This is a genomic window from Actinacidiphila oryziradicis, from assembly GCF_005047355.1.
Taxonomy (GTDB): domain Bacteria; phylum Actinomycetota; class Actinomycetes; order Streptomycetales; family Streptomycetaceae; genus Actinacidiphila; species Actinacidiphila oryziradicis.
Genome location: NZ_SUMC01000012.1, coordinates 123,958 through 136,786, shown reverse-complemented (window position 1 = coordinate 136,786; position 12,829 = coordinate 123,958). Strand labels below are relative to the sequence as shown.

Genomic DNA, 12,829 nt, shown 5'->3' with positions numbered 1-12,829 from the left:
GTCTGAGGTGCGCAGGCTCGCAGCGCAACTTGTAGCATACGGGGGCAGCCGGGCACGGTCAATGCGCGAAGAGCACACCAAAGACACAACGGCCCAAACCCGGCGGAAATCCCCAGTCACAAGTTCTCCGAAGAGAGTACGACGAACGACACGATGATCCAAGGACCTGAGCCGGAAGCGACCCGCCGTGACGCGGACAGTACAGAAAGCAGCCGCGCCAACCGGGGGTGGTGGGATGGGAACGCCGACGATTACCAGGTGGAGCACGGGCATTTCCTGGGCGACGACCGCTTCGTCTGGGGCCCCGAGGGCCTCGACGAGGAGGACGCCGGGCTGCTCGGGCCGGTGGAGCTGCTCAAGGGCGCCGCGGTGCTCGAGATCGGCGCCGGCGCCGCCCAGTGCTCGCGCTGGCTCGCTGGGCAAGGGGCCCACCCGGTCGCGCTGGACCTCTCCCACCGGCAGCTGCGGCACGCCCACCGCATAGGCGGGGACATCCCGCTCGTCCAGGCCGACGCCGGCGCCCTTCCCTTCGCCGGCGAGTCCTTCGACCTCGTCTGCTCGGCCTACGGCGCGCTGCCGTTCATCGCCGACACGGCCGGGGTCATGCGGGAGGTGCGGCGCGTCCTGCGGCCCGGCGGGCGCTGGGTCTTCTCCGTGACCCACCCCGTCCGCTGGGCCTTCCCCGACGAACCCGGCCCGGAGGGCCTCACCGCCACCTCCTCCTACTTCGATCGCACTCCGTATGTCGAGCAGGACGAGGAAGGACAGGCGGTATACGTGGAGCACCACCGCACGCTGGGTGACCGGGTGCGGGAGATAGTGGCGGCCGGTTTCCGGCTGGTCGATCTCGTCGAGCCGGAATGGCCCGAATGGAACATCCAGGAGTGGGGCGGCTGGTCCCCGCTGCGCGGCGGCCTCCTGCCGGGTACGGCCATCTTCGTCTGCGTGCGGGACTCGGGGGCGTGATCCGCACCGAGGCCCTCGACCTGCCCGTACGTGCCGCCGTGCCCGCGCTGCTGCGGGCGCTGGAGGCGCACGGGTGCGCCGTGCTGGCCGCGCCGCCGGGCACCGGGAAAACGACGCTGGTTCCGCTGGTGCTGGCGGGGGTGGCGGACGGCGGGGCGGCGCGCAGGGTGATCGTCGCCGAGCCCCGGCGGATGGCCGCGCGGGCGGCGGCGCGGCGGATGGCGTGGCTGCTGGGGGAGGAGACCGGCGGCCGGGTCGGCTTCACGGTGCGCGGGGAGCGGAAGGTCTCGGCGGAGACCGTGGTGGAGGTGGTCACCACCGGGGTGCTGCTCCAGCGTCTCCAGCGCGACCAGGAGCTGGCCGGAGTGGACGCGGTCGTCCTGGACGAGTGCCACGAGCGGCATCTGGACGCCGATACCGTGCTGGCGTTCCTCCTGGACGTACGCGCCGCGCTCCGGCCGGATCTGCGACTGGTCGCGGCCTCCGCGACGACGGACGCCGATGCGTGGTCACGGCTGCTGGGCGGCGCGCCGGTCGTGACCGCGGAGGGCCGGATGCACCCGGTGGCCCTCTCCTATGCGCCGCCGTCGCGTACGGTCCGGCCGCCGCACGGGATGCGGGTGGACCCCGCGTTGCTCGACCACGTGGCGGCGACCGCACGGTCCGCGCTCGCGCGCGCCCCCGAAGGGGACGTGCTGTGCTTCCTGCCGGGGGCCGGCGAGATCGGCCGGGTGGCCGGGCTGCTGGGCGGGGTGGACGCGGAGGTCCTGCAATTGCACGGGCAGGCGCCGGCTTCGGTGCAGGAGGCCGTCCTGCGCGGCGGGGACGGGACACGGCGCCGGATCATCCTGTCGACGTCCGTCGCCGAGTCGAGCCTGACCGTGCCCGGGGTACGGATCGTGGTCGACTCCGGGCTGGCCCGGGAGCCCCGCACCGACCACGCCCGCGGCCTCGGCTCACTGACCACCGTACGAGCCTCTCTCGCGACCTCCGACCAGCGCACCGGCCGGGCCGGACGCGAGGCCCCCGGCGCCGCCTACCGCTGCTGGGCGGAAGCCGAGAACGCTGCCCGGCCACGCTGGCCCGCCCCTGAGATCGCGGTGGCCGACCTGACGGCCTTCGCCTTGCAGGCGGCCTGCTGGGGCGACCCGGACGCGTCCGGCCTGGCCCTCCTCGACGCCCCGCCGGGCGGCGCGATGGCGGCGGCCCGCGAGGTGCTGGCCGCCATCGGCGCCGTGGACGGCGGCACGGGCCGGGTCACCGGGCGCGGCGTGCGGTTGGCCCGTATGGGCGTCCACCCCCGGCTCGCGCGCGCCCTGCTCGACGGCGCGACCGCCGTGGGCGCCCGGCGCGCGGCGGAGGTCGTCGCGCTCCTCAGTGAGGAGCCGCCGCGCTCATACGGCGACGACCTCGCCGCCGCGTGGCGCACCGCCCGGCGAGGCGGTGACGGCTACGCGGCGCGCTGGCGCGCGGAAGCCCGGCGGCTGGCGTCGGCGGCCGCCCCTTCGGCGCGGGACGCATCCCAGCCGGCCACCCACAGCCCTGGAACGGGTTCACCGACCGCCGACGCCCAGGTCCCTGGCAGCCCGTCAGACGGCCACGCCCCTGTCTGGCGCCCCGGCGACAGACACGGGCAGCCACCCACCCAGGACCCTGCAACCGGGTCACCGACCGCCGACGCCCAGGACGCCGGCAGCCCGTCCGATGGCCACGCCCGCACCGGGCAGGGTTCGCCGCCGGGGCCCCGGGAGGCCGTAGGCCGGTCCGCCCGGAGTCGGCAACCGGCGGCAGCGACCGCGGAAACCGTCAACGCCCGGGAAGCGAAGCGAGCAGGGCCGCTTGGAGCAGCCGACGCGCGCCCGAACGGGCACAGCGCGCAACCGGGTACCGCGCCGGGCGGCGGGAGTGATGACGCCGTGGCCGGGCTCGTCGCGGCGCTGGCCTTCCCGGAGCGGGTCGCGCGCCGCCGCGGCGGCGGGGCGTATCTGATGGCCTCCGGGACGGCCGCGCAGCTCGCGGACGGCTCACGGCTGGACGCCGCCGAGTGGCTGGCGGTCGCCGTGGCGGACCGTCCGGCCGGGGCCCCGTCGGCGCGGGTGCGGCTGGCGGCGGTGATCGACGGCGAGACGGCCCGTACGGCGGCGGGGCCGATGCTGGCGTCGTACGAGGAGGTCGGCTGGGACGGCGGCGATGTCGTCGCGCGCTCCGTGGAGCGGCTGGGCGCGATCGAGCTGGCTTCCCGCCCGCTGCGGTCCCCCGGCCCGGAGCTGCTGCGTGCGGCGCTGGCCGAGGGCCTGCGCCGCGAGGGTCCGGAGATGCTGCGGTGGACCCGGGACGCGCAGGTGCTGCGGCAGCGGCTGGCCTTCCTGCACCGGGAGCTGGGAGCGCCCTGGCCGGACGTGTCGGATGCCGCGCTGCTGGACCACACGGACGAATGGCTCGGCCCCGAGCTGGCCAGGGCCCGCCGCCGCGCCGACCTGGAACGCGTCGACGCCGGTCAGGCCCTGTCCCGGCTGCTGCCCTGGGCGACGGGCGACGCCGCCCGCCTCGGCGAACTGGCCCCGGAGCGGATCGAGGTGCCGTCCGGGTCCCGTATCCGCGTCTCTTACGAGGGTGAGCAGCCGGTCCTGGCGGCCAAGCTTCAGGAACTCTTCGGCTGGCAGCGGACCCCCCGCCTCGCGGGCGGCCGGGTACCGCTGCTGGTCCATCTTCTCTCCCCGGCCGGCCGCCCGGCCGCCGTCACCGCCGACCTGGCGTCCTTCTGGCGGGAGGGATACCGCTCCGTACGGGCCGAACTGCGCGGCCGCTATCCCAAACACCCCTGGCCGGAGGACCCCTCCGCTGCCGAGCCGACCCGTCGGACGAAGCCCCGGCCCGAGCGGGGGTGAGCAGGTCACACCTTGACCGGCGCGGCACCCCCAGGGGCGGGATCGAGCTGTCCGGGCCCGGCCCGGGAGCCGGTGCGGCCACGGGCTTCGAGGAACAGCGCGAGCGCGAGCAGGACGGTGGCGAGGCCCAGGAAGCCCCATGGAAGGTAGCTGGTCATGAGCAGGACGAGCGGGCGCTGGGACTTGACGAGGGCGACCGTGTGGTCGACGTAGTCGGCCCGCATCTTCACATGCCCGGCGAAGACGGTCACCGGCGACTGGTGGCCGGTGGTGTAGCGCAGCTGCTCCTGGTGGATCTCCTCGCCGTTGACGGGCGCGCCGGTCACGGGCTCGACCCAGAACATGCGTTTGGTGGTGTACCAGCGCTCCATGCCCATGGCCTGGACGGTCTGCGGGGTGATGCCGTCGACCGGCATCTTCTTGGGGAAGGGGACCTTGGTCCACGGGACGGTCTGCTCGAAGTAGTAGACCGTCAGGCCACGGAAGAGGCGGGTGCCCTTGTAGTGGATGGGCGCGGAAGTGCGGGACTGGGCGTCGAAGTAGTAGTAGTCCCGTTTCTCGGTGAGGAAGGGCCACTTGAATTCAAGGCCCTTGCGCCGGACGGTGTCGCCGTCGACGCTTTCGCCGGCCACGTGGACGGGGGCCTGGGAGTGGGCGTCGAAGATGTAGCGCTCGGGGATCGACGAGACCATTTTCCCGTCGGGGCCGACGATGTAGGACAGGCCGTCCCAGACGACGACATCGCGGCCGGTGGCCTTTTGGGCCTTCTTGGCCTCTTCGACGTTGCCGCGCAGGGTCTGCACGATGGTGACCTTGGAGACTTGTCGGGGCTTCATGGTGCTGTAGTCGAGGAGGGTGGCGTTCTTCGCCTCCAGAACGACGGCCTGGTACTGGTCGGCGGGGACCTTGGCGAGCCGGGGGAAGGCGTACCAGCGGATCAGAGGCGACAGAGCGGCGAAGAAGACCGCGAGGGCGAGGAGCACCAGGCTGGATGTACGGCGCATCGGGACCTCTCCCAGGGGTTACGGGTGCTCGGGGACCGTGGTGAGCAGCGGCTTGGGCGAGGTGGAGCCGGTGGGGCTGCCCAGGGCGGCGAGGGTGAATACCAGGGCGAGGGCGGCGACGGCGCCGATGGCGGCGGCAATAAGGGCACGCATACCGGACCTCCCGGGCGTGTCGTGCGGCGGCGGGGCGGGAACCGTAGCGCTCGGAGCGTGAAATGAGAACACGTACGGCCGCACTCCGTGGGGAGTGCGGCCGTAATGTGACGATACGTCAGTTGGCCTTGCCGGAGACCGTCTCGGCGGCGGACGGGGAGTCCGAGGCGGTGGTGGACCCGGACGGGGAAGGGGAGGGGGAAACCGTGGCGCACGGGTCGCTGCTGGCGGACGGCGAGGCGCTGGGCGAGGGCGAGTCCGACGGGGAGACGGACGGCGAGGGGGAATCGGTGGGGCAGGCCGTCCCCGTGGGGCTCGGGGTCGGGCTGGTGGTCGGGCTGGTGGTCGGGCTGGTGCTGGGGCTGGTGCTGGGGCCGGCCGGCGGCGAGACCGAAGGGGACGCCGACGGCGAGGCACTGATGCTGCCGCTGGCGCTGACGGTCGGGGTCGGCGACTTCGACGGCGACGCGGACGGGGAGGCACTGGTGCTCGCGCCGCGCGACTTCGACGCCGAGGGCGAGACGGACGGCGAGGCGGAAGGGCCGGCGCTGCTCGTCGGCGTAACGCTGCCGCTGCTGTTCGGGACTGAGACCGCGCCGCCCTTGATGAAGTGCTCGTACCAGGACTTCACCAGGTTCAGGTAGGCCTGGGAGTGGTTGTAGCCGAGTATCGCGCGGTCAAGGTTCGTGTTCACGGACAGGTCGCCACTGCCGGCGGCGCAGAGGTAATGGCCGGCGGCGAGCGCCGCGTCGTAGACGTTGTTCGGGTCCTTGACTCCGTCGCCGTTGCCGTCCGCGCCCCAAGTGGCCCAGGTCTGGGGGATGAACTGCATCGGGCCGACAGCACGGTCGTGGATGGGGTCACCGTCGTACACGCCGTGGTCGGTGTCGGGGATGTTCGCGAAACCGTTGCCGTTGAGGACCGGGCCGAGGATCGGCGTAATGGTGGTGCCCTCGGCATCGACATTGCCGCCGCGTGCCTGGTTGGACTCGACCTGGCCGATCGCGGCGAGCAGTTCCCAGCGCAGATTGCAGCCGGGGGTGGTGGACGCTATCGCCGACTGGGCCTTCTTGTACGCGTCCAGGACGGTGGCCGGCAGCCCGGTGCCGCTGGTGTCGATGCCGCCGGTCGGCGAACCCGTCGAAGTGCCGGGAGCGCCCGCGCTGCCGGCGGGGTTGGGGGTGTCCAGCGGTGGCAGCGCGGTGTAGTACGGCGACCCGCCGTCAATCGCCGGGCCAGGCGGCGGTGTGGCGGAGTCCATACTGCCGCTCACAGCCGCGAGGGCGAGCCCGGGTGCCTGGGAGGCGCTGAGCGCCGCCATGGCCAGAGCCGCTACCGCCGTGCCCGTGACTGACCTTCGTATCCGTCGGCCGTACCCCGATGCCATACCCGGCTTCCCTCCCATTGCGCGATGCGCGTGTCCCTGCGCGACGACTCTGGTGACACTACGACAACATCAAGCCCGCAACCACCTTGCGGGAGGGCATAGATAAAGGCATCCGGGGGCCCAACCATACTGACCGAACTCACGTCTTCATGTCTTAAGGAAGAGGTCGCATGCCATTCACCCTCAGCCACGCCGCAGCGGTGCTACCCCTCCTGCGCCGGGACGGATCGGCGCGCGGGCCGCTGATCACGACAGCACTGGTCGCGGGCTCCTTCGCACCCGACGTCCCCTTCTTCGCGGAGTCCTTTCTGCACGGCGTCTACGGCTACGGCGAGGTGACGCACTCGGTGCCGGGCATCCTCACCTCGGACCCGCTGATCGCCGCCGCGCTGGCAGCCGGATGGTGGTTCGTGCGCGACCCGCTGATCGCACCGCCGCCGTCCGGCCGCGGCTGCCCGGTTCCGGTGTCCTGGAACCCACGCAACGCCGCCTGGTTCTGGGCCTCGGCCGCCCTGGGCGCCGCCACGCACATCGGCTGGGACACCTTCACCCACCATGGCCGCTGGGGCGTGCGCACCTTCCCCGTCCTCAACACCGTGGTGCACGGCATGCCGTTGCACCACTGGGCGCAATACGGGAGTTCAGCGGCCGGCCTCGTGCTCGTCGCCGCCTTCGCCGCCCGGGCCCGCCACGAGACACCCCGCCGCCCGGATCCCCGGTCCGCCCGCAGCCGCGCCCTCATGGCCGCTCTGCTCGGCGGCTCCGCAGCGGCCGGAGCCGCGGCTCGCTGCGCACACTGGTACCAGGCGAACGGGGCGACGGAATCGATCCTCGACCTGCTGCCGACCGCCTTGTTCGGCGGGGGCGCCGGGCTGGCGGGCGGGGCGCTGGTGTATGCCGGGGCGGCGCGGTTGCGGGCGCGGCTGCGGCGCGGCGAGGCCACCGGCGGCAGCCGCGTCGGCTAGGGCGCCTGCGGCGGGCTTTCCCCCTCCCCGCCCCTTACCGGCTCCGTCCGATATGCGGCTGGCGCCGCGCGGGGGGCTCTGCCCCGGGCCTTGGCGTCAACGTGCGGGCCGGTGGTCGGCGTTGTGCCCACTCTCCCCCAGCTACCGCTGGGAGCCCCATCTCGCTTCGCTCGGCCCTGCGGCACGCCTGCCCACACCCCCCGGAGGCAGTCAGTGTGCTGCCGACTCCCAGTCCCGGCCCACCCCGACCGAGACGTCCAGCGGCGCCCTCAGCGGGTAGGCACTGGCCATCTCACGCCGCACCAACTCCTCGACCGCCGCCCGTTCCCCCGGGGCGACCTCGATCACCACTTCGTCGTGAACCTGGAGAAGGATCCGTGAGGTCAGCGACTCCCGCGTCAGCGCCTGGTCCACCCGCAGCATGGCGATCTTGACGATGTCGGCGGCCGAGCCCTGGATGGGCGCGTTCAACGCCATCCGCTCGGCCATCTCACGCCGCTGCCGGTTGTCACTGTTGAGATCCGGCAGATAACGCCGCCGGCCGAGCACCGTCTCCGTATAGCCGGTGGCCCGGGCCTCCTCCACCACCCGGCGCAGATAGTCCCGCACCCCGCCGAAGCGCTCGAAGTACGTATCCATCAGTACGCGCGCCTCGGCCGCCTCGACGCCCAGCTGCTGCGAAAGCCCGAACGCCGACAGCCCGTACGCCAACCCGTACGACATCGCCTTGATCTTCCGGCGCATCTCCGCGGTCACCGCGTCCTTCGGCACCCCGAACACCTGGGAGCCGACCGTGGTGTGCAGATCCTCACCCGAGGTGAACGCCGCGATCAGGCCCTCGTCCTCCGACAGATGCGCCATCACCCGCAGTTCGATCTGGCTGTAGTCCGCCGTCAGCAGCGACTCATAGCCCTCGCCGACCACAAAGCCACGACGGATCTCCCGGCCCTCGTCCGTCCGCACCGGCACATTCTGCAGATTCGGATCGGTGGACGACAGCCGGCCAGTGGCTGCCACCGTCTGGCTGAAGGAGGTATGGATCCGCCCGTCCTCGGCGATCGTCTTGACCAGACCCTCCACGGTGACCCGCAGCTTCGCCTGCTCCCGGTGCCGCAGCATGATCACCGGCAGCTCATGGTCGGTCTGCGCCGCCAGCCACGCCAGAGCATCCGCGTCCGTGGTGTACCCGGTCTTGGTCTTCTTCGTCTTCGGCAGCCCCAGCTCCCCGAAGAACACCTCCTGCAACTGCTTCGGCGAGCCAAGGTTGAACTCATGGCCAACCGCCGCGTGTGCCTCCTTCACCGCCTGCATGACGGCATCCGCGAAACGCTGCTCCAGACGCTCCAGGTGTTCCCGGTCCGCCGCGATGCCGGCCCGCTCCAGCCGCGCCAGCAACGCCGACGTCGGCAGCTCCACATCACGGAGCAGATCCGCCGCCCCGACCTCCGCCAGCCGCTCCTCGAACACCTCGCCCAGGTCCAGCACCGTGCGCGCCTGCGCCATCAGCGCCTCCGCCCCGGCCTCCTCATCGTCCCCGTCACCGAACGCCAGCTGCCCCGACTCGGCGCCGGCCGGCGCCAGCTCACGCCCCAGATACTCCACCGACAGCGCGTCCAGCGCGAAGGAGCGCCGCCCCGGCTTGATCAGATAAGCCGCCAGCGCCGTGTCCATCGACACGCCGCCCACGCTCCAGCCGTGCTCGGCGAAGACCCGAGCCGCGTTCTTCGCACCATGCAGCACCTTGGGCCGAGCCGGATCCGCGATCCACTCCGCGAACGCCCGCTCATCGGCCTCGCCCAGCTGCGCCGGATCGAACCACGCCGCGGCACCGCCCGCATCCGCCAGCGCGATCTCCGCCACACTCCCGCTGCCCAGCGCCCAGGTGTCCACCGCGGCCAGCCCCAGCGCCCCGCCGCCGTGCTCCGCCAGCCAGCCCGGCAGCTCCCCCGCCGCCAGCACCGAACCGTCCAGCTCCACACCGCCGGCGATCACCGGCTCCTCCACCACCGTCCCCGGGTCGGCCGCGTACAGCCGTTCCCGGAAGTTGGCGTGCCGGAACTCCAGCGCCTCCAGCACCACATCGAGCGCCGGCCGGTCATACGGCTCCCGCACCAGCGCCTCCGGGCCGTGCGGCAGCGCCACATCCCGCACCAACTCGGTCAGCCGGCGGTTGAGCTGGACCGACTCCAGGTGGGCGCGGAGATTCTCCCCCGCCTTCCCCTTGACCTCCGCCGCCCTCTCCACCAGATCCGCGAACGACCCGAACTGCTTGATCCACTTCGCGGCGGTCTTCTCCCCCACCCCCGGAATCCCCGGCAGATTGTCCGACGGGTCACCCCGCAGCGCCGCGAAGTCCGGATACTGCCGCGGGGTGAGCCCGTACTTCTCCTCCACCGCCGCAGGGGTGTACCGGGTCAGCTCCGACACACCCTTCGTCGGATACAGCACCGTGATGTGCTCGGTCACCAGCTGGAAGGCGTCCCGGTCACCGGTGACGATCAGCACCTCGTACCCCAGCGCCGCCGCCTGCGTCGCCAGCGTCGCGATCACGTCGTCCGCCTCGAAGCCCTCCACCGCGAACCGCTTCACCGCCATGGCATCCAGCAGCTCGCCGATCAGCTCCACCTGACTGCGGAACTCGTCCGGCGTCTTCGTCCGGTTCGCCTTGTACTCCGCGAACTCCTCGGACCGCCATGTCTTGCGCGACACATCGAACGCCACCGCCAGATGCGTCGGCCGCTCGTCACGCAAAGTGTTCGCCAGCATCGACGTAAAGCCGTAGATCGCGTTCGTCGGCTGCCCGGTGGCGGTGTTGAAGTTCTCCACCGGCAGCGCGTAGAACGCCCGGTACGCCAGGGAGTGCCCGTCCAGCAGAAGCAGGCGCGGACGCCCGCCCCCCTGCGCGGAAGTGGTCACTGTGCTCGTCTGCGATGCTGTCTCTGCCACATTCCCGATCCTCCCACGAGCCACCGACAACGCCGCCGCAGCGGCTCTGCTCCGCCTCTCCCCGCCGCTCGCCGCCCCTTCCCCGAACGGTGGCTGCGCCCCAGGCCCCGGGTCCGCGGGCGGACCCGGCCCCGACACCTCCCGCGCCGGCGTGGCAGGATTCAACGAGGCACAGCGCAGAAAGCGAGCAAAGCGACATGGCAGGCAAGGCACCCACGGGGGACCCCGTACAGGACGCGCCCGACGTCACCACCCCGCAGCACGCCGCCGCCGGGCTACCGGCCGTCGGGCACTCGCTGCGCATCGCACAGCAGCAGATGGGCGTACGACGCACCGCCCTCACCCTGCTCAAGGTCAACCAGAAGAACGGCTTCGACTGCCCCGGCTGCGCCTGGCCCGAGCCCGACCACCGCCACGCTGCCGAATTCTGCGAGAACGGCGCCAAGGCCGTCGCCGAAGAGGCGACCCTGCGCCGCGTCACCCCCGACTTCTTCGCCGCCCACCCCGTCTCCGACCTGGCCCGGCGCAGCGGCTACTGGCTCGGCCAGCAGGGCCGCCTCACCCAGCCGATGTACCTCGCCGAGGGCTCCGACACCTATGAGCCCGTGCCTTGGGAGCGCGCCTTCGACATCATCGCCGAGGAACTGCACGCCCTCTCCTCGCCCGACGAAGCCGTCTTCTACACCTCCGGACGCACCAGTAACGAGGCCGCGTTCCTCTACCAGCTCTTCGCCCGCGAGCTCGGCACCAACAACCTGCCCGACTGCTCCAACATGTGCCACGAGTCGTCCGGGTCGGCGCTGTCCGAGACCATCGGCATCGGCAAGGGCAGCGTCCTGCTGGAGGACCTCTACCAGTCCGACCTGATCATCGTCGCCGGCCAGAACCCGGGCACCAACCACCCCCGGATGCTCTCCGCCCTGGAGAAGGCCAAGGCCAACGGCGCCAAGATCGTCAGCGTCAACCCGCTCCCCGAAGCGGGCCTGGAGCGCTTCAAGAACCCCCAGACCCCGCGCGGCCTCGCCGGCAGCGGCACTCCCCTCACCGACTACTTCCTGCAGATCCGTCTCGGCGGCGACCAGGCCCTCTTCCGCGCCCTGAACCGCCTCCTGATCGAAGCCGAGGACATCTCCCCCGACACCGTCCTCGACCACGCCTTCATCGACGAACACACCCACGGTTACGAGGAGTTCGCTGCCGCCGCCCGGGCCACCGACTGGGACGAGGTGCAGCGCGCCACCGGCCTGGACCAGGACGGGATCGACAAGCTCCTCGCCCTCGTCCTGGACGCCAAGAGCATCGTCGTCTGCTGGGCCATGGGCCTCACTCAGCACAAGCACTCCGTCCCCACCATCCGCGAAGTCGTCAACTTCCTCCTCCTGCGAGGCAACATCGGCCGCCCCGGCGCCGGCGTCTGCCCCGTGCGCGGCCACAGCAACGTCCAGGGCGACCGCACCATGGGCGTTTTCGAACGCCCCTCCGCCGCATTCCTCGACGCCCTCGACAGGGAATTCGGCATCACCTCCCCCCGCGAACACGGCTACGACGTCGTCCGCGCCATCCGCGCCCTGCGCGACGGCGACGCCAAGGTCTTCTTCGCCATGGGCGGCAACTTCGTCTCCGCCTCCCCCGACACCGACGTCACCGAAGCCGCCATGCGCCGCGCCCGGCTCACCGTCCATGTCTCCACCAAGCTCAACCGCAGCCACGTCGTCACCGGCGCCCGCGCCCTCATACTCCCCACCCTTGGCCGCACCGAGAAGGACCTCCAGGCGAGCGGCGGACAGTTCGTCACCGTCGAGGACTCCATGGGCATGGTCCACGCCTCCCGCGGCGGCCTGGCGCCCGCGAGTCCCCATCTGCTCTCCGAGCCCGCCATCGTCTCCCGGCTGGCCCGCGCCGTCTTCGGCCCACAGAGCCGTGTCCCCTGGGCCGACTTCGAGGCCGACTACAGCCTCATACGGGACCGGATCGGCCGCGTCGTCCCCGGCTTCGAGGACTTCAACGCCAAGGTCGCCCGCCCCGGCGGCTTCACCCTCCCGCACGGGCCCCGCGACACCCGCAGCTTCCCCACCTCCACCGGCCTCGCCAACTTCACGGCGGCACCCGTCGAGTACCCGGCCGTCCCCGAGGGCCGCCTCCTGCTGCAGACCCTCCGCTCGCACGACCAGTACAACACCACCATCTACGGCCTCGACGACCGCTACCGCGGCATCAAGGGCGGCCGCCGCGTCATCATGATCCACCCCGATGACGGCGCCTCCCACGGCCTCGCCGACGGCGCCTACGCCGACCTCGTCAGCGAATGGTCCGACGGCACCGAACGCCGCGCCGACGGATTTCGTGTGGTCCACTACCCCACCACCCGGGGCTGCGCCGCCGCGTACTACCCCGAGACCAATGTGCTCGTCCCGCTCGACCACACCGCCGACACCAGCAACACGCCCGCGTCGAAGTCGGTCGTGATCCGGCTCGAAGCCGCGACCGGCCGTCCGGCACCAGAGCCCGCCTGACGGCCGG

At 72.1% G+C, this 12,829-nt stretch carries 8 protein-coding genes; 4 read left to right on the top strand and 4 right to left on the bottom strand.

What is annotated here, in order from left to right; all coding sequences use genetic code 11:
• Positions 1-153: 153 nt before the first annotated feature.
• Positions 154-966 carry a class I SAM-dependent methyltransferase gene (locus FCI23_RS15755; protein ID WP_136724513.1) on the top strand — a complete coding sequence of 271 codons (813 nt, stop codon included), beginning with the start codon at positions 154-156 and terminating at the stop codon, positions 964-966.
• Entirely contained in the window at positions 963-3,854 is a 2,892-nt protein-coding gene (locus FCI23_RS15750) for an ATP-dependent RNA helicase (protein WP_136724512.1), read from the top strand. Before FCI23_RS15755 ends, FCI23_RS15750 begins: the two co-directional genes overlap by 4 nt.
• Before the next feature lie 5 nt (positions 3,855-3,859).
• Here the strand turns inward: FCI23_RS15750 and FCI23_RS15745 are convergent, their stop codons facing one another.
• The 3 genes from FCI23_RS15745 to FCI23_RS15735 all read right to left on the bottom strand — a co-directional run bounded on the left by FCI23_RS15745 (position 3,860) and on the right by FCI23_RS15735 (position 6,398).
• On the bottom strand, positions 3,860-4,858 hold the full coding sequence (locus tag FCI23_RS15745) for a DUF3068 domain-containing protein (protein ID WP_136724511.1): 999 nt from the start codon (positions 4,856-4,858) through the stop codon (positions 3,860-3,862).
• A gap of 18 nt (positions 4,859-4,876) precedes the next feature.
• A complete protein-coding gene (locus tag FCI23_RS15740; protein WP_136724510.1) occupies positions 4,877-5,011 on the bottom strand; it encodes an SPW_0924 family protein in 135 nt (44 codons plus the stop codon).
• Between the two features lie 118 nt (positions 5,012-5,129).
• Positions 5,130-6,398 (bottom strand): lytic transglycosylase domain-containing protein, encoded by a 1,269-nt coding sequence (locus FCI23_RS15735; RefSeq protein WP_136724509.1) that lies wholly within the window; start codon positions 6,396-6,398, stop codon positions 5,130-5,132.
• 170 nt (positions 6,399-6,568) lie between these two features.
• Here FCI23_RS15735 and FCI23_RS15730 point away from each other — a divergent pair, with 170 nt between their 5' ends.
• On the top strand, positions 6,569-7,363 hold the full coding sequence (locus FCI23_RS15730) for a DUF4184 family protein (RefSeq protein ID WP_136724508.1): 795 nt from the start codon (positions 6,569-6,571) through the stop codon (positions 7,361-7,363).
• Positions 7,364-7,573: 210 nt separating this feature from the next.
• Here FCI23_RS15730 and polA read toward each other — a convergent pair whose 3' ends face one another.
• A complete protein-coding gene (gene polA, locus FCI23_RS15725) occupies positions 7,574-10,309 on the bottom strand; it encodes a DNA polymerase I (RefSeq protein ID WP_136724507.1) in 2,736 nt (911 codons plus the stop codon).
• Positions 10,310-10,506: 197 nt separating this feature from the next.
• On the opposite strand from polA, the gene FCI23_RS15720 reads away from it, so the two are divergent.
• Entirely contained in the window at positions 10,507-12,822 is a 2,316-nt protein-coding gene (locus FCI23_RS15720; RefSeq protein WP_136724506.1) for an FdhF/YdeP family oxidoreductase, read from the top strand.
• Positions 12,823-12,829: the final 7 nt, after the last annotated feature.

What these genes read in the sequence shown, in the direction of transcription:
- FCI23_RS15720 (WP_136724506.1), top strand. Translation starts at nt 10,507, where the DNA reads ATGGCAGGCAAGGCACCCACGGGGGACCCCGTACAGGACGCGCCCGAC.
- FCI23_RS15735 (WP_136724509.1), bottom strand. Translation starts at nt 6,398, where the DNA reads ATGGCATCGGGGTACGGCCGACGGATACGAAGGTCAGTCACGGGCACG.
- FCI23_RS15755 (WP_136724513.1), top strand. Translation starts at nt 154, where the DNA reads ATGATCCAAGGACCTGAGCCGGAAGCGACCCGCCGTGACGCGGACAGT.
- FCI23_RS15745 (WP_136724511.1), bottom strand. Translation starts at nt 4,858, where the DNA reads ATGCGCCGTACATCCAGCCTGGTGCTCCTCGCCCTCGCGGTCTTCTTC.
- FCI23_RS15740 (WP_136724510.1), bottom strand. Translation starts at nt 5,011, where the DNA reads ATGCGTGCCCTTATTGCCGCCGCCATCGGCGCCGTCGCCGCCCTCGCC.
- FCI23_RS15730 (WP_136724508.1), top strand. Translation starts at nt 6,569, where the DNA reads ATGCCATTCACCCTCAGCCACGCCGCAGCGGTGCTACCCCTCCTGCGC.